Origin of the sequence: Serinicoccus chungangensis, assembly GCF_001483745.1 — a bacterium.
Lineage (GTDB): Bacteria > Actinomycetota > Actinomycetes > Actinomycetales > Dermatophilaceae > Ornithinicoccus > Ornithinicoccus chungangensis_A.
On record NZ_LQBL01000029.1, the window covers coordinates 66,840 to 86,311 of the forward strand.

Genomic DNA, 19,472 nt, shown 5'->3' on the forward strand with positions numbered 1-19,472 from the left:
CCTGTGACCGCTCGCGCGTGGGCGCGGGTCGCCGGGACGAGGCAGACGCCGCTCAGCCCGGGGTCGGGCGGTCCGCCTCCAGAAGGTGCATGACCCGCAGCACGCCGAGGTCGTCGAAGGGCCGGCCGACGACCTGGACGCCCACCGGCTTCCCCTCGGCGGTGCGGGCGGTGTCGACCGTCCCGGCGGGCTGGCCGGTCATGTTCCACGGCATGGTGAAGTTGATGTGCCACATGCCGCGCCCGTCGTCGGGATAGGGCATGGGCTGCTCGGCGGGGAACGCCACGCCGGGTGCGACCGGCGAGAGGAGCACGTCCGGGTCACCGGCGGCGGCCCACGCGGCGACCGTGCGGGCCTGCACCTCGGCGAAGCAGTGGTAGGCGTCCATGACCTGGGTGCCGGTGAGGTCACGCGCCCCGGCGACCCACTCGGCGATGTAGGGCAGCACCCGGTCCTGCGCCTGCGGGTCGAGCCGGGAGAAGTCCGCCCAGGACCGCGCCTGCCAGAAGAGGTTGACCCCGTCCAGCAGGTCCTGGGTCAGCCACGGCCCGACCCTGCTCACCTGCGCCCCCGCGTCGGCCAACCGCCCGGCGGCTCCTTCGACCTCGGCGACGACCTCGGAGTCGGGCTCCACGCCGTACCCGGCCTGCGTCCATACCGCGACGCGCAGCCCGCCGCCGTCGACGTCGAGGTCCTCCCAGCGGGTCCGCTGCTCCGGCAGCGACGTCCAGTCGACCGCGTCCGGGCCGGCGAGCACCGCCATGAGCAGGGCGCAGTCCCGGGCCGTGCGCGCCATGGGCCCGGCGGCCCGACCGAGGTAGGGCGCGTGGAGGGGGATCCGGCCGGCGCTGGGCTTGAGCGTGGCCAGCCCCAGCCAGGTCCCGGGCAGCCGGATGGAGCCGCCGATGTCGGTGCCCAGGTGCAGCGGGCCGTAGCCGCCGGCCGCCGCGGCCCCGGCGCCGGAGCTGGACCCGCCGGTCGTCCACGACGGGTCCAGCGGGGAGCGGGTGATGCCGTGCCGGCTGGACACGCCGGAGGAGAGCATGCCCCAGTCCGGCATGACGGTGGAGCCGAGGACGACGAGCCCGGCCTCACGGCAGCGGCGGGCGACCGGAGAGTCGACCTCGGGGACGACCGGCGTCACGCCCGCGCAGCCCATGGTCATCGGCACCCCCGCGCGGGCGAGGTTCTCCTTGAGGGTGACCGGTATGCCGTCCAGCGGGCCGAGGGGACGCCCCTGCTCCCAGCGCAACGCCGAGGCCGCCGCGCCCTGCAGCGTGGCGTCGACCGGGTCGCGGACGGCGAACGCGTTGAGCTGGTCCTCCCGCTCGTCGACGACCCGCTGCACCTGCGTGACGACGTCGGTCGGGGAGAGCGAGCCGTCGGCGTACCCGGCGGCGAGGGCCGCCGCCGTGCGGGAGGGGTCGGTCATGGGCCGACGGTAGCCCGTCCTCGCGCCGGTCGCCCGACGTCCCCGTCGCGCGGTGGGTGATCCAGCCCGCACGCGGTCCGACGCGGGAGTACCGTCGGAGGTGCTGGACCACCCACCGCCCTTCACCAGGGGAGCTGACATGAGCACCGAGAGCACCGAGCCGGGCGGCCCCGGCCGCCCCTCCGACCCCGTCCCCCACGAGGACGCGCCGACGAGTCCGAAGAGCCCCGGCCCGCCCCCGGCGTCGGACCCGGCCAGGCACGACGACCCGGACCCGCAGCGTCCGGACGAGGCGCCCAAGGGACCCGGTCCGCACGACCCGCCCGCCTGACGCCGCCCGCTCGACGGGACGGCGCGCAGGGACGACCCGGGAACGGTCGGGAAAATTTTGTCGATCCGGTGCAATCCGCCCGGCGGTCGGCACCGAATGCCTCGTGCACGCCCTGCGACAGCAGGGAAGCCCACCGCCTGTAGGCGCGCACGACGCCGTGCTGCGGGCCGACCAGAAGGATGTCTCCATGAACATGTCTCGCAAGCTTCTCGCCGTCCCGGCCGCCGGCGCGGCCGTCCTCATGATGACCGCCGCTCCCGCCCTGGCCTCCTCGAGCGCCTGGGAGGGCATGGGTGACCTGCAGCCGGTCCCCGTCAACGACGCCCCGGGCTCGGGCTCGGCGATGATCACCCTCGACGGCACCACGCTGGACTTCACCCTGGCCTACCAGGGCCTGCTGGCGGACGCCCCGCACGCCGCGCACATCCACTACGCCGAGGACGCGCGCAACATGTGCCCGACGGCCGAGGACGACGCGGACGGCGACGGCTTCCTCACCACCACCGAGGGCGGCCCGGCCTACGGCGGCATCAAGGTGTCGCTGACCACCGAGGGTGACACCAGCCCGGACTCGGGCCTGGCCGTCGACCGCTTCGGTGTCGGTGACGACGTGAGCTACTCCCGCGGTGGGGTCGAGGTCGACCAGGAGACCGCGGACGCGCTCGCCGACGGCGAGGCCGTCGTCGTCGTCCACGGTGTGGACCACGACGGCAGCGGCGCCTACGACGAGGGTGACCGCGGGATGTCCGACCTGGACCCCGCGCTGCCCGGTGAGGCCACCGACCCCGCCCTGTGCGGCGTGGTCGAGGTCTCCCAGATGGGTGGCGTCCCCGGTGGCGGTGTCGAGACCGGCCAGGCTCCCGTCGACGGTCAGAACCTCGGTCTGATCGCGGCCGGTGGTGTGGCGCTCGCCGCGGGTGGTGCGCTGCTCGTGTCGCGTCGCCGCAGCGCCGACCAGAGCTGACCCGGAGCTGACGAGGACCAGCTGATGACTGACGACGTCGGGCGGCCGGGCGCGCACCGTGCTGCCCGGCGTCGCGGTCCTGTCCTCCCCACGGTGGCCGCCCTCGTGCTCGTGCTCGGGGGCGGCACCGCCGTGGCGGTGGGGGCCTCCGGGCCCGGGCCCGCCCCGGCCCCCCCGTCCCTGGCCGGCCGCCCCGTGGTCACGGACGACACGACCGACCCTGCGGCGCCGGCCGACCGGCCCGCACCGACCGAGGACCCGGAGGACCCCGGCGCCGAGCAGCACCCCCGCGACGACGCCGACGAGGACGCCGTGCCTGGGGAGCCGTCGGCCCCGGCCGACGAGCCCGACGACGCCGTCGAAGAGACCCCGGCCCCGGTCGCCGAGCCCGCCTCGGTCTCGATCCCCGCCATCGGCGTCACCTCCGACCTGCTGCACCTCGGTCTCGACACCGGGGGCGCGCTCGAGGTCCCCGAGGGCGAGGACTACGACTCCGCCGCCTGGTACGACGACTCCCCCCGACCCGGCCAGCACGGCCCCGCCGTCATCCTCGGCCACGTCAGCGGCGCCGCCGGCCNNACCGGCCACTACGACGACAACATCATCGTCTTCGCCCGCGAGGTGTGACCGGTGGCCCTGTCTCCCCTGGAGCGTCCGTCCACGGACCGCCCGGAGGCCACCGCCGAGGACGCTGGTGAGTCCGCCCGCCCGGTCGCTGCCGGAGGGCCGCGGCACCCCCGGCGCCGACCAGCCGCCGCCGCGGTCGTGGTCGTCGTCGCCGGCCTGCTCGCGGTCCTGGTCCTCGCGCTCGTCGTCGGTGGCGGGACGCCGAGCCCGCCCCCCGGAGGACTGCCCGACGCGGGTGCCCTGACCGGCTGGGGGCTCCCCGTGGCCGACCTGGCCGTCCGCGTGCTGGCCGTCCTCACCGTCGGTCAGCTCCTGCTCCCGGCGGTGCTCGCCCCCCTCGGCTCCGGGGCGTCCTCGAGGTCGCTGCGCGGTGCCTCCTGGACGGCCACGGGCTGGCTGGTGGCCGAGCTGGTGGTCCTGGTGCTGACGGTGAGCACGATCTACGGCGTGCCGGTGTGGCGGCTGTCCACCCAGTCCGTGCTGGCGGTGCTCACCGCCCTGCCGGTGGGCCGCGCCGCGCTGGGCGTCACCGTCCTGCTCCTCCCGGTCGTGGCCGGCAGCGCGGCTCTGGCCCGCCGCCCCGCGCACCGCGCCCGGGCCGCGGCCGGCACGCTCCTGGTCGCTGCCTGCGGCGTGGTCCTCGTGCCGGCCGTCCTCGCCGGTCACTCCGCGGCGGCGGGCAACCACGTGCCCGCCGTGCTGGCGCTGTCGGTCCACATCCTCGCCGCGAGCCTCTGGGTGGGTGGTCTGGCCGCGGTGCTCCTGCACGGGCGCGGCCGGTCCGGCCGCGTCGACACGGTGCGCCGGTTCAGCGCCCTGGCCCTGGGCTGCGTGCTGCTGCTCCTGCTGTCCGGGGTGGCGTCGGCCCTGCTGGTCGCCGGGTCGCCGTCCTGGTCGTGGGCGGGCGAGGGATGGGTGCACCTGCTCGTCGTCAAGAGCGTGCTGCTGGCCGCCCTCGTGCTCCTCGGGGCCCAGCACCGGAGGGCCACCCTGCCGGCGCTGGCGGCCGGGAGGCCCGGGGCCTTCGTGCGCCTGGGGGCGGTCGAGGTCGCCCTCATGGCGGCGACGATCGCCGTCTCGGTGGCGCTCGGGACGTCCCCGTCCCCCACCTCTCCTCCCGGCCCGGACTCCGGGGCCGTGGGGAGCGCCGCGTCGCAGGACGCCGACCCGGGAGCCGGTGGGGGGACGTCGGGCGAGACTGGTGCGGACACCCTCCAGGACGACGGCGACCCGGGGACGGCCGACGACCCCGGAGCCGGGGACGAGCCGGTGGGCGCCCGGCCCTCCGACGAGCCGCTCGTCGAGGACATGAGCGGGCACGACCACGGCGACCTCTCGGTGACGGTGCTCGTCGACGACGAACGGTTCCACGTCACCGCGACCGTCCGGCCCGGTCAGCGGGTCACCGTCTACAACAGCAGCGACGCCGCCGCCACCCTCACCGCCGACGGCCCCGCGGGCGGGGTCTCCGCCTTCGACGTCGACGTCCCGGCCCGGACCTTCGTCACCTTCGAGGCGCCCGACCAGGAGGGCGACTACGCCTTCGTCAGCCGACCTGGAGGCGCCGAGGTCGACGGCTTCGCCGACACCCTCCTGGTCCGCGCGGACCCCTGACGCCCGGGCGAGGTCCGGCGGCAGCCCGACGACCGCGGCAGTCCCACCCTCAGCCGTGCAGCACCTGGCAACCGGGGCACCAGTAGGCCGTCTGCAGCCCCATCCGCTCGGCGCGGACCGTGTCGCCGCAGCGCGGGCAGGGCCGGCCACGGCGCAGGTAGACGGCGTAGCGCCGACGCCAGCGAGGGACGGGCGCCCCGCGGGTGAGCAGGTCGCGTGCGTCGCCGAGCTGCCGGGCATCGGTGACGATCCAGCCCGCTCCGAGCCCGACCGTCATCAGGTCGATGGCGTCCTGCCACAGCCCCTGCAGCGCCTCGACCGGGACCGCCCGGCCGGGCGAGTGCGGGTCGATCCGGGCCCGCCACAGCAGCTCGGCCCGGTAGACGTTGCCGATACCGGAGACGACACCCTGGTCGAGCAGCAGCACGCCGAGCGCCCGCCGTGAGCGGTGGAGGCGAGCGACCGCCGCCTCGGGGTCGGCGTCGTCGCGCAGGGGGTCCGGGCCGAGTCGGTCGTGCAGCGCTGCCACGCCCTCGGCGTCCAGCACCTCGCAGATGGTCGGCCGGGTCACCTCGAGACAGTCGGTGGCCGTGAGGAACCTCCAGGCCAGACCCTCGGGCGTCGGCGGGTCGGTCCGGGGCAGACCGTCCGCGCCGAGGGCCCGCCGGTGGCGACGTACCGAGACGCGGCCGTGCATGCCGAGGTGGAGGTGCGCCGTGACCGGGGAGCCGGTCATCCGGACGAGCAGGTGCTTGCCGTGCGCCTCGGCGTCCCGGACCGCCAGCCCGTCGTGGACGGCCGGGTCGAAGACCTCGCCCGGCGGGCCCGAGGACCGTCCCGGCTGACCGACCAGCCGACGCACCCGCGCGGCCATCCCGTGGACGGCGTGACCTTCGGCCATGCCCAGAGCCTAGGTCCAGCCGCCCTCGGTCGGCCGGCCACGCTCAGTCGGCGAGCGGCGTGACGTACGCCGAGCTGATCCCGCCGTCGACGAGGAACTCGGCCGCCGTCATGAACGAGCTGTCGTCGCTGGCGAGGAAGGCCACGGCCGCGGCCATCTCCTCGGGACGGCCGAAGCGCCCCATCGGCACGTGCACCAGCCGTCGCTGCGCCCGCTCGGGGTCGGAGGCGAAGAGCTCGGTCAGCAGCGGGGTGTCGACCGGCCCGGGGCACAGCGCGTTGACCCGGATGCCCTCGCGGGCGAACTGCACGCCGAGCTCGCGGGTCATCGACAGGACCCCGCCCTTGGAGGCGGAGTAGGAGATCTGCGAGGTCGCCGCCCCCATGACCGCCACGAAGGAGGCCGTGTTGATGATCGACCCGCGTCCCTGCTCGAGCATGTGCGGGAGCACGGCCCGGCAGCACAGGTAGACGCTGGTGAGGTTGACCTCCTGGACCCGTCGCCAGGCGTCCAGGTCGGTGGTGAGGATCGAGTCGTCCTCGGGCGGTGAGATGCCGGCGTTGTTGAAGGCGATGTCGATGCTGCCGTAGGTCTCCTTGGCGGTGGCGAACAGCCGCTCCACCTGCTCGGCGTCGGTGACGTCGGTGCGGACGAAGAGCCCGCCGAGGTCCTGCGCCAGCGCCTCGCCGACGGACTGCTCGCAGATGTCCGCGAGGACCACGCGGGCGCCCTCGGCGGCCAGGCGGCGGGCCGAGGCCAGGCCGATGCCGCTGGCGCCTCCGGTGACGACGGCGACCCGGCCGGCCAGGCGCTGGGTCAGGTCGATGCTCGTGCTCATGTCGTGCCTCGTTCCTGGTCGGTCAGTCGCCGGTGGCGATGAAGACGGTCTTGGTCTCGGTGAAGGCGTCCAGCGCGTGCGGGCCGAGCTCGCGGCCGAGCCCGGACTGCCCGAAGCCTCCGAAGGGGGTGTTGTACCGGACGGAGGCGTGGCTGTTGACGGCGAGGTTGCCCGCCTCCAGCCGGCGGGCGACCCGCAGCGCCCGTCCCACGTCGCGCGTCCAGATGGAGCCGGCGAGCCCGTAGGCCGTGTCGTTGGCGATCCGCAGCGCGTCCTCCTCGTCGCGGAACGGCAGCACCGAGATCACCGGCCCGAAGATCTCCTCGGTGAAGGCGGGGTCGTCCTCGGCGCGGGTCCGCAGCACGGTGGGCGGGTGCCAGAAGCCGGGACCCTCCGGGGCGCTGCCCTGGATGAGTACCTCGGCGTCGCGGACGTAGCCCGCGACCGTGTCCCGCTGGCCCGCGGAGATGAGCGGGCCCATACCGCTCGCGGCCTCACCCGGTGGTCCGCACACGAAGCCGTGCACCGCGGGCTCGAGCCGCACCAGGAAGGCGTCGAGCACCTCGGCCTGCACGAGCAGCCGCGACCGGGCGCAGCAGTCCTGGCCGGCGTTGTCGAAGGCCCCGCCGGGCGCCGCCGCGGCGGCCGCGTCGAGGTCGGCGTCGGCGAAGACGATGTTGGCGTTCTTCCCGCCGAGCTCCAGGGTCACCCGCTTGACCTGGTCGGCGCACCCGGCCATGACCCGCTTGCCGACGGCCGTCGAGCCGGTGAAGACCACCTTGCGGACGAGCGGGTGGGTGACGAAGCGCTCGCCGACGACCGACCCGGCGCCGGGGAGCACCTGGAGCACGCCCTCGGGGATCCCGGCCTCCAGGGCCAGCTCGGCCAGCCGCATCGCGGTGAGCGGGGTCAGCTCGGCGGGCTTGAGGACCACGGTGTTGCCGGCGGCGAGCGCGGGTCCGATCGCCCACCCGGCGATCGGCATGGGGAAGTTCCACGGCACGATGACCCCCACCACCCCGAGCGGCTCGGCGAAGGTCATGGCCACACCGCCGTCCACCGGGATGGTCTCGCCGCCGGGCCGCTCCGGCGCCCCGGCGTAGTAGGCCAGCACGTCGCGGACGTTGCCCGCCTCCCAGCGCGCGTTGCCGATGGTGTGCCCGGCGTTGGCGACCTCCAGGCGGGCCAGCTCCTCGACGTGCTCGTCGACCACGGCGGCGAAGCGCCGCAGGAGCCGGGCCCGGTCGGCGGGGCTCACCTCGCGCCAGGTCTGGTAGGCCCGGTGGGCCGCCTCGACGGCGGCGTCGGTCCGCTCCTCGTCGGCGAGCTCGAGGGTGGTGATGACCTCCTCGGTGGCCGGGTCGACGACGTCGGTGGTGGTGCTCATGCGGTCGATCTCTCCTCTCCTGCTGCGGTTCTGGACATCGCTTTCTGGTGCCCGTCCCCCAGATTGCTATGTCCACTTCGGGGGGTGGCGGCGCGGGGGGTGCTGGTGCGGGGGGTGCTGGCGTGGTGGACCAGAGCCTGGAAGAGGCGCCGGTCGGCGGGGTTCTCCTCGGGGTGGAACTGCACGCCGACCGCCCAGCCGGGGGCGTCGGCGGGCTCCAGGGCCTGCACCACCCCGTCGGCCGAGCGCGCGGTGACGACGAGCCCGTCGGCGACCCGGTCGACCCCCTGGTGGTGGTAGCACGGCGAGGCCGCCTCCGCCCCCAGGACCTCGGCGATGCGGGACCCGGGCTCGGTGCGGAAGGTCACCTCGCCGAAGACCCCCGGGCTCGGCTGGTATGCCGTGTGCCCCAGCCGGTCCGGCAGGTGCTGGTCGAGGGTGCCGCCGAGGGCGACGTTGAGCACCTGCACCCCGCGGCAGATCGCGAGCAGCGGCACCCCCTGCTCCAGCGCCGCGCGCGCCAGCGCGAGCTCCGGGGCGTCGCGCACCGGCTCGGGCGCGGTGCTCGGGTGGGGTGTGCCGGCGTACTGCGCGGCGTCGACGTCCGCCCCGCCGATGAGGACCAGCCCGTCGAGCACGTCGAGCACCGAGGGGTCGGACCCCACGGGTGGCAGCAGCAACGGCGTGCCACCGGCGGCGGCGACCCCCTCCACGTAGACGGCCGGCACGATCGCCGCGGGCCGTCGCCAGACTCCCCAGGCCGCCTCCTTGTAGTAGGTGGTCAGCCCGATCCGTGGGCGGTCGGTCACAGGCGCTCGAACCCCCGCCGCAGCTCCCAGTCGGTGACGGCCGCGTCGAAGGCGGTGATCTCGATGTCCGCCATGTTGACGTAGTGGTCCACCACCTCCTGCCCGAAGGCCTCCCTGGCCACCTCGGAGGCGGCGAAGAGGTCACGGGCCTCGCGGAGGGTGTGCGGCACGAGCGGTGCGTCGGACTCGTAGGCGTTGCCGGTCATCATCGGCTCCAGCTCGAGCTCCTGCTCGATGCCGTGCAGCCCGCCGGCCATCATGGCCGCGACCGCGAGGTAGGGGTTGCAGTCCCCGCCGGGCACGCGGTTCTCCATGCGGGCGCCGGAGCCCTCACCCACGGTGCGCACCGCGCAGGTGCGGTTGTCCTGCCCCCACGCCACGGCCGTCGGCGCGAAGGAGCCCTGGGCGAAGCGCTTGTAGGAGTTGATGTTGGGGGCGTAGAAGAGGGTGAACTCGCGCATCGTCGCGAGCACGCCGGCGATGAAGTGGTCGTAGAGCGCGGTGCGCCCGCCCTCGTCCCAGAAGACCGTCGAGCCGTCCAGCCCGCGCAGCGAGAGGTGGATGTGGCAGGAGCTGCCCTCCCGCTCGTTGGGCTTGGCCATGAAGGTCAGGGACTGACCGAGCTGGGCTGCGATCATCTTGGCGCCGGTCTTGTAGACGCTGTGGTTGTCGCACGTGGTGACGACCTCGTCGAAGAGGAAGCCGATCTCGTGCTGGCCGAAGTTGCACTCGCCCTTGGCCGACTCCACGGTCATGCCGGCCTGGTACATGTCGCTGCGGATCCGGCGCAGCAGCGGCTCCACCCGGCCCGAGCCGATGATCGAGTAGTCCACGTTGTACTGGTTCGCCGGGGTGAGACCCGTATACCCCTTGGCCCAGGCCTCCTCGTAGGAGTCGCGGTAGACGACGAACTCCAGCTCGGTGCCGGCGACCGCCGACCACCCGTGCCCCGCCGCCCGCTCGACCTGCGAGGCCAGCATCGAGCGCGGTGACATGGGGACCGGGGACCCGTCGGTGAGCGCGAGGTCGCACTGCACCATCACCGTGCGCTCCAGCCACGGCACCCGGCGGATGGTGTCGGTGTCGAGGGTGAACTCCATGTCGCCGTAGCCCGCCTCCCAGGAGGAGATGGCGTAGCCGTCGACGGTGTTCATCTCGGGGTCGACGGCCAGCAGGTAGTTGCAGCCCTCGACCCCGTGCCCCAGCGCGTGCTGGACGAAGTAGGGGGCATGCAGGTACTTGCCCTGGAGCCGGCCCTGCATGTCGGTGAACGCGACGATGACCGTCTCGATGCTCTCGTCGGCGACCCCCGCCCGGAGCTGGTCGACGGTGAGCATGCGCTCGCTGCGGGGGTGGGTCATCGCAGGTCTCCTTCGGCTGTGCTGATCTGGTCGAACTCCTCCTCCGGGGCGGAGGAGACGAGGTGGTGGCGGCTGTAGAACCAGAAGTAGGCGAGGAACCCGGCGAAGACGGCGGCCGTGATGCCGGCGGCCAGGATGTCGACGACGAAGGTGGCGATGACGGCGACGACGCTGAGGACGAGCGCGATGCCGGTCGTCACCGTACCTCCGGGGGTGCGGTAGCCGCGCTCGAGGTCGGGCTCGCGCCGGCGCAGCACGATGTGCGAGAGGTTGAGCAGCACGTAGGACACGGTGGCGCCGAAGACCGCGATGTTGATGAGCAGCGCGCCGTTCTGGGTGATGGCGGCGAGCAGGAAGCCGATGGTGCCGGGGACGAGGAGTCCCACCCAGGGCGTCTGTCGTGAGCCGGTGAGCGACAGCACCCGGGGCAGGTAGCCGGCCCGGGACAGGGCGAACAGCTGCCGGGAGTAGGCGTAGATGATGGAGAAGAAGCTCGCGACCAGCCCGGCGAGCCCGGCGTAGTTGACGAACGCGGCGATCGCCGAGTCGTCGCCGAGGGCGGTGCGCAGCGCCAGCGGCAGCGGGTTGTCCGAGTCGCGCACGGTCTCCGCGCCCGCCGACCCCGGCACGAGCAGGAGCATGAGGGCGGCGAAGACGAGCAGGATGCTGATCGCCACGATGATCCCGCGGGGCATGTCCCGCTTGGGGTCGGAGGTCTCCTCCGCGGCCAGCGGCACGCCCTCGACGGCCAGGAAGAACCAGATGCCGTAGACCAGCGCGGCGAGCGCTCCCGCGAAGCCGTAGGGCAGGAAGGCGCTGGCGCCGGCGGCGTCGGTCACGGTGATGTCGAAGAGGTTGTCGACCCGGAAGTGCGGCAGCAGGCCGACGACCGTCGCCACCAGGGCGACGACTGCGATGGCGGTGATGGCGAACATCACCTTGAGGGCCTCGCCGACGCCCCACACGTGCAGGCCGATGAAGATGAGGTAGGCGACGAGGTAGATCGGCCAGCCGTTGGTCAGCCCGAACAGCCCCAGGGCCTCGACGTAGCCGCCGATGAACACCGCGATCGCGGCGGGGGCGACGGCATACTCGATGAGGACGGCGACGCCGGTCGCGTAGCCGCCGAGCGGACCCAGCGCCCGCCGGGCGAAGCCGTAGCCGGCGCCCGCCGTGGGCAGGGTCGAGGACATCTCGGCCAGCCCGAGCACCATGCAGGTGTACATCACCGCCATGAGCACCGTGGCGATGAGCAGACCGCCCCACCCGCCCTCGTCGATGCCGAAGTTCCAGCCCGCGAAGTCGCCGGAGATGACGTAGCTGACCCCCAGGCCGGCCAGCAGGATCCAGCCGGCCGCCCCCTTCTTGAGCTGCCGGTGCTGGTGGTAGTCGTCCGCGACGTTCTGGTAGTCGACCCTGCGCTTGGCCATGGGGAAGCCTTCCCTGAGATCAATGGATCAGGTGTGGTCCATTGGTGTGGGTCGAGTCTGGTGCGGTCCGGGCGACCCCGTCAAGGGTGCGGGAGCCTAGATTTGGTCGTATGTCCTCCTCAGAGCCACCGTGGGTGCGGCCGGTGCGCAGCGGCAACGTCTTCGAGGAGACCACCGAGCACCTGCTCCGGCTGCTGCACCTGGGCACCTTCCCGCCCGGCGCCAAGCTGCCGGCCGAGCGGGAGCTGGCCGAGTCGCTGCGGGTCTCGCGGACCACCCTGCGGGAGGTCCTGGGCGAGCTGCAGAAGGCGGGCTACGTCACGGTGAGCCGCGGCAGGTACGGCGGCACCCACGTCGCACCGACGCTGCCGCCACGCCGGGGGGAGGAAGCGCTCGACCCGGCGGAGGTCGACGACCTGCTCACGCTGCGGGCCATCGTCGAACCCGCCGCGGCCGGCCTGGCCGCCGCCCGGGACCTCTCCATAGAGCAGCGACAGCGGCTGCGGGACGTCGCGGGGGACTGTGCCGCGGCCGGGGTGGAGCAGTACCGACCCCTTGACGCCCGGCTGCACCTCACCCTGGCCGAGCTGAGCGGCTCGCCCAGCCTGGCCGGGGTGGTGGCTGACGTCCGGGACCGCGTCACGGCGATGCTCGACCGCATCCCGCTGCTGCCTCCCAACCTCGCCCACTCCACCGACCAGCACGAGACGGTCGTGGCCGCGGTCCTGGCCGGCCGCCAGGCGGAGGCGCGGGAGGCGATGGGTGAGCACCTCGAGGGCACGGCGTCCCTGCTGCGCGGCTTCCTCGCCTGAGCTCGTCCCGGTACGCGGGGCCCCGCGCCTCAGCGCTCGTAGCGGTCCGGCCGTCGCTGCGGCCGCTGGCGGCTGAACTCCCCGCCCTCACGCCCGCCGTAGGGCCGACCGTGGTCGGCGAACTCCTCCCGGACGTAGACGAACCGCTGGTCCCCGCAGGTCACCGTGGCCCCGGTGCGCAGGACCACGCCCTCGCCGACGACCGCCCCGGCGACCGACACGTCCCCGTCGACGGCGTGCACGAGGTACTCGTCGACGGACGGGTCGCGCCGCACCTCGGCGTGGTGCGCCGCGAGGCCGGGGACGACGACGTCGCTGCCCGGGTCCGACCCGATCGTGGTCGTGCCCCGTCGCAGGTATGCCGTCTCCCGCGGGCTGCCCTGCTCCGGGCCGGGGGGCAGGTAGTAGACGAGGCGGGGGTCGCCCCGTCCGAGCGGGTCGTGGGTCGTCGTGACGCGGCGCCGCCGCTGCGACGGCACGACGGGCACGGGCGGCCACGGGGTGCCGGGGGGTGTGAGGTCGGCCAGCGACGGACCTGCCTCGCCGGAGCGCCGCAGCATGCGGAGCGCGGCCCGGCGGTCCCGCACCGCCACGTGACGCGAGCCCGTGACGGCGCGGTCCAGGAACCGGGAGCGGACGTCGCCGAGGGCGAGCACCGGTCCGTCCGGGCCGGACACGACCACCGTCAGCCCGGCCTCGGCCGCCAGGGTGCCGACGTCCGAGGCGAGGTCGGCGGCTTGCCGCCGGCCCATGCCGAGCGGCAGCCCGACCAGGCGGTCCAGCGTCACCTCGATCTGTGCGCCGTCACCCCGGATGTGTGCCGTCAGCCCGTCGTCCTGGGAGCCGTCGGACGGCGACGGGGAGACGGTGAGCGTGAGGTCGGCCTCGACGCGCAGCTGCTCGACCATCGCTCAGCCCTGGTGCTCGCGGTCCTCGGTGGTGATCCGCAGCGTCCCGTCCAGCTTCCACGTCGCGCGCGGTGCGTCCGGGCCGGTGTCGCGGGGCACCTCGACCGACATGTCCTGGAAGGTGTAGTTGATCGCCGCCCCCTGGCCGGTCAGGTAGTTCCACATCTCCTTGCCGAGGTCCGTCCACGACACGGTCTCGCCGCTGGTCCCGGTCATCTGTCCCTGCTGCTCGCTCATGCTCAGCTCCTTGCGTCGGGGAACACGTCCAATGTGTGTTCAATGTTGTCCCACTATGGACCGCGCCTCGGACCCTCGCAACCGCAGATCCGGGACCCCTTCCACAGCTTTCGCACAAACTGTGGACAAAGGCTGAATCCGCAGCCCGGTGCCCGGACGTAGTGGGGGGTGAGGGCAGAACAGGTCTGTCCCAGCTGCGATGAAGGAGCACCCCTCATGCGGAAGATCACTGCGACCACCACGGCGGCCCTGCTGGCCGGAGCCGGCACGGCGGCCTTCGCCGCCCCGGCCATGGCGGACAACCACGAGGCCACCGTCTCGGTCCTGCACGCCGTACCCGGGCTGACCGTCGACGTCTACGTCAACGGCGAGGAGACCGTCCCCGACTTCGAGCCGGGCACCCTGACCGACCCCCTCATGCTTCCGGAGGGGACCTACGACGTGGAGGTCTACGCCGACGGCGACGACCCGGAGTCCGCCGAGCCGGCGATCTCCGCCGAGGGTCTGGAGGTGCCGGGCGGTGCGAACCTCACCCTGGCCGCCCACCTGGCCGAGGACGGCACCCCGATGCTGTCCGCCTTCGTCAACGACACCTCCACGCTGGACGCCGGGCAGTCCAGGCTCACCGTCCGGCACGCCGCCGCCGCCCCGGCGGTCGACGTCCGTGCGGGTGGCAGCCCGGTGATCGAGGGCCTGACCAACCCCGACGAGGAGGTGCTCAACCTCGACGCCGGCACCGTGTCGGCCGACGTGGTGCTCGCGGGCACCGAGGACGTCGTCATCGGCCCGGCCGACCTGGACCTCGCCGAGGGCACCAACACGATCGTCTACGCGTGGGGCTCCGCCGAGGAGGGCACCCTCGACCTGGCGGTGCAGACCATCGACGGCCTGCACGGCGACCCGGGCGGCGTGCCCTCCGGCCAGGGTGGCATCGCCACCTCGACCGGGGTGCTCACCGTGCTCCTCATGGCCGGCGCTGCGGGCGCGGTGCTCGCCGGCAGCCGCCTGGTCCGTCGCGAGGTGGCCTGACCCTTGCACCGGACCCAGCCCCGCCGCGGCCGGCTCTCGCCGGCCGCGGCGGCGGCCCTGCTCCTCAGTCTCGCGGTCGTCGTCGGGGCCCTCTGGGGCCTGCAGCGAGGACCGCTCCCGGCTGCTGCCGACTTCGGGTCGCCCGCCCCGGCGCCCACGACCGGTCCGGCAGCACCGGGCGCCGCGGTGGACCCTGTCCCCACCGCGGCGCCACCGGGGGGCGGAGGGGACGACGCACCCGCGGGGCAGGCCGCCCCGCGGGTCGTCGTGCCCCCACCCGACGTCCGGGACGCCTCGGTGGAGGCCGCGGCGGCGCAGGGCGCTCCGGCCCCCACGCGCCTGCTGGCTCCCAGTCTCGGGCTGGACGTGCCCCTGGACGCCGTCGGCGTCACCGGCGACGGACTCATGGAGATCCCCGAGGACGCCGACCGGGCCGGGTGGTACCGGCACGGGCCGGCCCCGGGGGAGGACGGCTCCGCGGTCATCGCCGGCCACGTCGACGACCGGGAGGGGCCCGGGGCCTTCCTCGCCCTCAACAGTGCCGAGCAGGGCACCCCGGTGACCATCGTCCGCGAGGACGGTTCTCGGCTCGACTACGTCGTCACCGCGCGGCGGACGACCGACAAGAAGGAGCTGCCCGTCGATGACCTCTTCGACCGTGAGGGAGAGCAGCGCCTGCAGCTCATCACCTGCACCGGCGAGTGGTCCGAGCGTGCCGGGAGCTACACCGACAACCTCGTCATCACCGCCACGCCGGCGCCCTGAGCCCGGCGGCGGGGCCTCAGCCCCCGGGCCGCCGCAGGAGCAGCTGGTCCACGCCCATCCGACCCGCCGCGAAGGTCCAGGCCGCGCCCGCGAGGTAGAGCTCCCAGACCCGGGTGACCTCCTCCCCGACGAGGCGGGCGACGTCCTCGCGCCGACGCCGCAGCCGCTCCTCCCAGGAGCGGATCGTCCAGACGTAGTGCTCGCGCAGCGCCTCGACCCCGCGCAGCTCCAGCCCGGCCCGCTCCAGCAGCTGCACGGTCGCGCCGACCGGACGCATCGACATGTCCGGGGCGATGAACGACTCGATGAACGGGCCCCCACCGGGGTTGCGGCCCGGCCGGCTCATCTGCTGCACGAGCACGGGTGCGCCCGGGGCGGCCAGCCGGTGCAGCGTCGCGGCGTACGTCGCGTAGTTGCGGTCGCCCACGTGCTCGCCCATCTCGATCGAGGCCACGGCGTCGAAGCCGGACTCCGGCACCTCCCGGTAGTCCTGCAGCCGCACGTCGACCAGGTCGCTCACCCCCTGCTCCCCGGCCCGGGCCTGCACGAAGGCCTGCTGCTCCCGGCTGATGGTGACCGCGGTGACCCGCGCGCCGTGCTCGCGGGCGGCGTGCAGGGTGAGCGAGCCCCAGCCGCACCCGACGTCGGCCAGCCGCTGGTCCGGCCGGGTGTGCAGGCCCAGTTTGCGGCAGACCAGCTCCAGCTTGTCCGACTGCGCCTGCTCGAGGGTGTATGCCGCGTCCTCCCGGCCGCCGAGCAGGTCCGCCCCGTCGGCGGTGACGTAGGCGCAGGAGTAGGCCATCTGCGCGTCCAGGACGAGCTCGTAGAAGTCGTTGGACAGGTCGTAGTGGTGGCTGATCGCCGCCCGGTCGCGGGTCAGGCTGTGCAGGCGTCCCCGGACGACCGCCTGGGAGGCCGGTGCCGCGGGTGGCCGCCCGATGAGGCCGAGGTCCTTGGCGAGCAGGCCCAGCCCGGCGACCGCCCGGGCCCGCTCGGCCGGGGTCGGCCGGGGGGCGCGGCGCGCGAGCTCGTCCCGGACCTGGGTGAGGGCCACGCCGAGCTCACCGTCCACGAGGACCTCGCCGGTGACGAAGGCCTGGGCGGCGCCGAGCTCACCCGGCGCCCAGAGCAGCCGCCGCAGGGCCTGGGGGCTGGTCAGCCGCACCGTCGGGTGGGACCCCGGGTCGGCCCCCGCCGTCGACCCGTCCCAGGCGACGAGGTGGACCGGCAGCGGGCCACCGGCCAGCGGCTCGAGCAGGGTGGTCAGACGGGGGGCGACGGGGGAGGGCATACCCTCGACCTAAGCACACCATGCCCGCGTCGCGCGGCGGTTCGCCTAGGGTTGCGCCATGAGTGTGGAGGACGGCGATGACGACGCGATCGCCGCGGCGTGGGAGAACACCGAGCCGGACGCGCTGGAGCGCGCCTACCGGCGGTGGGGCGGGCTCGTCCACGGCCTCGCCCGACGCGCCGTGGGTCCGGACGACGCCGACGACGTCACCCAGGCGGTCTTCGTGTCGGCCTGGCGCGGGCGGGCGACCTACGACCGCGCCTCGGCCCCGCTCGGGGCCTGGCTGGTCGGCATCACCCGACGCCGCATCGCCGACCAGCTGCGTGCCCGGCAGCGCCAGGCCCCCGTCGCGCAGGAGCAGCAGGACGTCCCGGACGACGGCGCCTGGACGGCGGCCGACAGCACCGACCTGCTCACCATCTACGAGGAGCTGGAGCGGATCGGCGACCCGCAGCGCCGCATCATCCTGCTCGCCTACGTGGAGGACCTCACGCAGCGGGAGATCGCCGAGCGGCTCGACCTCCCGCTGGGCACGGTCAAGACCCATACGAACCGAACCCTGGCACGGCTCCGAACTCTTCTCGGAGGTGCGCGATGAACCACGATGAGCGGTATGCCGGACGGCCCGCCGACGACGACGGCACGCCGGAGCGTGCGCCGGAGCTGCTGGCGCGCGGCGGCGCCCTGGACGAGGCGCCGGGGCCCGCGGTGTGGGAGCGCATCCGCGCGGAGGTCGCCGGTGAGGACCAGCTCGCGTCGCGCCGCCGGGCGCGGGGTGCGGGCGCGCGGCGTCGACCCGGGCGCTGGCCCCTGCTCGCGGCGGCCGCGGCCGGTGCCCTGGTCGCCTGGGTCGGCACGCAGGTCGTGGGGGCGGGCCAGCAGGACGAGGAGATCGTGGTCGCCGACGCGACGCTGCAGGACCTGCCCGAGGCCGGCGAGACCGTCGACGGGAGCGCGGAGGTCATCAGCGTCGACGGGGAGCGGCGCCTGCGGGTGCAGCTCGACGAGCTGCCCGACACCGGGTCGGGCTACCTCGAGGTGTGGCTGCTGCGGCCGGACGTCAGCGGGCTGGTGACCGTCGGCGTCATCTCGGGCACCACCGCGGAGTTCAGCCTCCCCGCGACCGTCGACCTCGAGGAGTACCCCGTCGTCGACATCTCGCGGGAGCAGGTGGACGGCGACCCCTCGCACGGTGGCGAGAGCCTCGTCCGTGGCGAGCTGCAGACCGCCAGCGCGAGCGGAGCCGTCCCCGCCGACCCGCCACCCGTGGCCACCGACCTCCTGACCGACACCACGTCCCCCCACGACCGAGAGGCACGACCATGACCGAGCACCACGACTCCAGCCCGTCCGACCCGGTGACCGTCACCTCCGACCCCGAGGCGGTGAAGGAGGCCCACGAGGTCATGTCCACCATGGACGTGGCCATGCTCACCACCGTCGACTCCAGCTCGGGCGACGGCCGCCTCACCAGCCGGCCGCTGTCGACCCAGGTGCACGAGGAGGACGGCGACGTGCTCTTCCTCGTGCGCGCGAGCAGCGCCGTGGTGACCGACGTGCGGGCCCACCCCAACGTCAACGTCGCCTACTCCTCGGCCAAGGCCTGGGTCTCCCTCGCCGGCAGCGCCACCGTCATCGAGGACCGCGAGCTGGTCGAGCAGCTGTGGTCCAAGGGCGCCGACGCCTTCATGGAGGGCGGTCCGGACAACCCGGACAACGTCGTGCTGAAGGTCAACGGCGACACCGTCATGTACTGGGGCGGGGGGTCGCTGGTCGGGACGGCCATCGACACCCTCAAGATGATCACCGGCAGGGGGGACCAGGAGGACGCCGGCCCGACCGTCGTCGAGCTGCCGTGAGCACCCGCGCCCAGCAGGTCCTCGTGACCCTGGCCGCCGTCGTGTGGGTCGGCGGGACCCTCCTCGGCACCGGCGTCGTCGCCGGCGGCGGGGTGGAGACCCAGGGCGGCGGGCTCTTCTCCGACAGCGCGACGCTCATCGCGCCGCAGGGCCCGGCCTTCTCCATCTGGTCGGTCATCTACCTCGGTCTGGCCGGCTACGTCGTGTGGCAGTGGCTCCCGGCCGTCGCCGGCTCCCGCTGGGCCGACGTCACCCGCCTCCCGGCCGCGGCGGCCATCGCGCTCAACGGGATCTGGCTGCTCGTCGTCTTCGCCGGATGGATCCTGGTCTCCGTGCTCGTCATGCTCGGCATCGTCGTCTCGCTCGGCCTGGTCCTGCGCGCGACCGCGGGCCTGCCCCGGCAGGGCGTGGGGGCGGACGTCTGGGTGTCGGCGACCTTCGGGCTCTACCTCGGCTGGATCTGCGTCGCCACGTGCGCCAACATCGCCTCCTGGCTGGTCGGCCTGGGCGTGGCGACGGACAGCGCCGCGTCCACCTGGGTGACCGTCGCGGTGCTCGCCGCCGTCGTCGTCATCGCGACCCTCCTGCTGCGCAGGACCGACCAGCGGCTCTTCCAGCTCGGCCTCGCCGCGGCCGTCGTCTGGGGCACCGCCTGGGTGGCCTCAGGGCGGTTGACCGGCGAGCTGCGCTCCGAGGTCGTCGGCGTCGCCGCGGCGCTGACGGCTGTCGTCGTCGCCGCCGTGGCGGTGTGGGCGCTGGCCCGGTCCCGGCCGGGCGTCGAGGGTCGGGGCCGGACCGCCTAGGTCCCCGTCCGGGCACCGGCCGCCCGAGGTGCGGGCGGTGCCCCGACGGGACGGGGGTGCAGGTCAGCGTGGGT

At 74.3% G+C, this 19,472-nt stretch carries 20 protein-coding genes; 10 read left to right on the forward strand and 10 right to left on the reverse strand.

All coding sequences use genetic code 11. The annotated features are described in order from the left end of the window. Window positions 1-52 precede the first annotated feature (52 nt). Window positions 53-1,432 (reverse strand): amidase, encoded by a 1,380-nt coding sequence (locus AVL62_RS11910; RefSeq protein WP_058891883.1) that lies wholly within the window; start codon window positions 1,430-1,432, stop codon window positions 53-55. Window positions 1,433-1,571: 139 nt separating this feature from the next. On the opposite strand from AVL62_RS11910, the gene AVL62_RS11915 reads away from it, so the two are divergent. The 3 genes from AVL62_RS11915 to AVL62_RS11930 all read left to right on the forward strand — a co-directional run bounded on the left by AVL62_RS11915 (window position 1,572) and on the right by AVL62_RS11930 (window position 4,968). After that, window positions 1,572-1,763 (forward strand): hypothetical protein, encoded by a 192-nt coding sequence (locus tag AVL62_RS11915; protein ID WP_058891884.1) that lies wholly within the window; start codon window positions 1,572-1,574, stop codon window positions 1,761-1,763. A 187-nt stretch (window positions 1,764-1,950) separates the two neighbouring features. Then, window positions 1,951-2,727, forward strand: a complete 777-nt coding sequence (locus AVL62_RS11920) for a CHRD domain-containing protein (RefSeq protein WP_058891941.1) — start codon at window positions 1,951-1,953, stop codon at window positions 2,725-2,727. Between the two features lie 630 nt (window positions 2,728-3,357). Continuing rightward, window positions 3,358-4,968, forward strand: coding sequence for a copper resistance D family protein (locus AVL62_RS11930; protein WP_058891886.1), 1,611 nt, complete (start codon window positions 3,358-3,360; stop codon window positions 4,966-4,968). A gap of 49 nt (window positions 4,969-5,017) precedes the next feature. Here the strand turns inward: AVL62_RS11930 and AVL62_RS11935 are convergent, their stop codons facing one another. Genes AVL62_RS11935 through eat form a run of 6 tightly spaced genes read right to left on the reverse strand, consistent with a single transcriptional unit; the run spans window position 5,018 to window position 11,694 of the window. Beyond that, complete coding sequence (locus tag AVL62_RS11935) at window positions 5,018-5,869, reverse strand: Fpg/Nei family DNA glycosylase (protein WP_058891887.1); 852 nt, start codon at window positions 5,867-5,869, stop codon at window positions 5,018-5,020. Between the two features lie 43 nt (window positions 5,870-5,912). Continuing rightward, window positions 5,913-6,689: a 3-oxoacyl-ACP reductase gene (locus AVL62_RS11940; RefSeq protein ID WP_058891942.1), complete on the reverse strand. Its 777-nt coding sequence runs from the start codon at window positions 6,687-6,689 to the stop codon at window positions 5,913-5,915. Between the two features lie 40 nt (window positions 6,690-6,729). Then, complete coding sequence (locus tag AVL62_RS11945; protein WP_058891888.1) at window positions 6,730-8,094, reverse strand: aldehyde dehydrogenase family protein; 1,365 nt, start codon at window positions 8,092-8,094, stop codon at window positions 6,730-6,732. Then, window positions 8,091-8,903 (reverse strand): gamma-glutamyl-gamma-aminobutyrate hydrolase family protein, encoded by an 813-nt coding sequence (locus AVL62_RS11950; protein WP_201023267.1) that lies wholly within the window; start codon window positions 8,901-8,903, stop codon window positions 8,091-8,093. Before AVL62_RS11950 ends, AVL62_RS11945 begins: the two co-directional genes overlap by 4 nt. Next, window positions 8,900-10,264: a glutamine synthetase family protein gene (locus tag AVL62_RS11955; RefSeq protein WP_058891889.1), complete on the reverse strand. Its 1,365-nt coding sequence runs from the start codon at window positions 10,262-10,264 to the stop codon at window positions 8,900-8,902. The genes AVL62_RS11950 and AVL62_RS11955 overlap by 4 nt, the downstream gene beginning before the upstream one ends. Beyond that, a complete protein-coding gene (gene eat, locus AVL62_RS11960; protein WP_058891890.1) occupies window positions 10,261-11,694 on the reverse strand; it encodes an ethanolamine permease in 1,434 nt (477 codons plus the stop codon). The genes AVL62_RS11955 and eat overlap by 4 nt, the downstream gene beginning before the upstream one ends. A 110-nt stretch (window positions 11,695-11,804) precedes the next feature. Here eat and AVL62_RS11965 point away from each other — a divergent pair, with 110 nt between their 5' ends. Continuing rightward, window positions 11,805-12,506 (forward strand): FadR/GntR family transcriptional regulator, encoded by a 702-nt coding sequence (locus AVL62_RS11965; RefSeq protein WP_058891891.1) that lies wholly within the window; start codon window positions 11,805-11,807, stop codon window positions 12,504-12,506. Window positions 12,507-12,535: 29 nt separating this feature from the next. Here the strand turns inward: AVL62_RS11965 and AVL62_RS11970 are convergent, their stop codons facing one another. Beyond that, the gene (locus tag AVL62_RS11970) at window positions 12,536-13,414 is read right to left on the reverse strand and encodes an FHA domain-containing protein (protein WP_058891892.1); all 879 of its coding nucleotides are present in this window, start codon (window positions 13,412-13,414) and stop codon (window positions 12,536-12,538) included. A 3-nt stretch (window positions 13,415-13,417) separates the two neighbouring features. After that, a complete protein-coding gene (locus AVL62_RS11975; RefSeq protein WP_058891893.1) occupies window positions 13,418-13,651 on the reverse strand; it encodes a hypothetical protein in 234 nt (77 codons plus the stop codon). Window positions 13,652-13,867: 216 nt separating this feature from the next. Here AVL62_RS11975 and AVL62_RS11980 point away from each other — a divergent pair, with 216 nt between their 5' ends. Both AVL62_RS11980 and AVL62_RS11985 read left to right on the forward strand, forming a co-directional pair. Then, window positions 13,868-14,680 carry a DUF4397 domain-containing protein gene (locus AVL62_RS11980; protein ID WP_058891894.1) on the forward strand — a complete coding sequence of 271 codons (813 nt, stop codon included), beginning with the start codon at window positions 13,868-13,870 and terminating at the stop codon, window positions 14,678-14,680. A gap of 3 nt (window positions 14,681-14,683) precedes the next feature. Beyond that, window positions 14,684-15,445 carry a class F sortase gene (locus AVL62_RS11985; protein WP_058891895.1) on the forward strand — a complete coding sequence of 254 codons (762 nt, stop codon included), beginning with the start codon at window positions 14,684-14,686 and terminating at the stop codon, window positions 15,443-15,445. A gap of 16 nt (window positions 15,446-15,461) precedes the next feature. Here the strand turns inward: AVL62_RS11985 and AVL62_RS11990 are convergent, their stop codons facing one another. Further along, a complete protein-coding gene (locus AVL62_RS11990) occupies window positions 15,462-16,736 on the reverse strand; it encodes a class I SAM-dependent methyltransferase (protein ID WP_058891896.1) in 1,275 nt (424 codons plus the stop codon). A gap of 58 nt (window positions 16,737-16,794) precedes the next feature. On the opposite strand from AVL62_RS11990, the gene AVL62_RS11995 reads away from it, so the two are divergent. Genes AVL62_RS11995 through AVL62_RS12010 form a run of 4 tightly spaced genes read left to right on the forward strand, consistent with a single transcriptional unit; the run spans window position 16,795 to window position 19,398 of the window. Then, window positions 16,795-17,334 carry an RNA polymerase sigma factor gene (locus AVL62_RS11995; protein ID WP_058891897.1) on the forward strand — a complete coding sequence of 180 codons (540 nt, stop codon included), beginning with the start codon at window positions 16,795-16,797 and terminating at the stop codon, window positions 17,332-17,334. After that, window positions 17,331-18,062, forward strand: coding sequence for an anti-sigma factor (locus AVL62_RS12000; protein ID WP_058891898.1), 732 nt, complete (start codon window positions 17,331-17,333; stop codon window positions 18,060-18,062). Before AVL62_RS11995 ends, AVL62_RS12000 begins: the two co-directional genes overlap by 4 nt. Continuing rightward, window positions 18,059-18,595: a pyridoxamine 5'-phosphate oxidase family protein gene (locus AVL62_RS12005; protein ID WP_058891899.1), complete on the forward strand. Its 537-nt coding sequence runs from the start codon at window positions 18,059-18,061 to the stop codon at window positions 18,593-18,595. Before AVL62_RS12000 ends, AVL62_RS12005 begins: the two co-directional genes overlap by 4 nt. After that, window positions 18,592-19,398 carry a tryptophan-rich sensory protein gene (locus AVL62_RS12010; protein ID WP_058891900.1) on the forward strand — a complete coding sequence of 269 codons (807 nt, stop codon included), beginning with the start codon at window positions 18,592-18,594 and terminating at the stop codon, window positions 19,396-19,398. The genes AVL62_RS12005 and AVL62_RS12010 overlap by 4 nt, the downstream gene beginning before the upstream one ends. The last annotated feature ends 74 nt before the right edge of the window (window positions 19,399-19,472 follow it).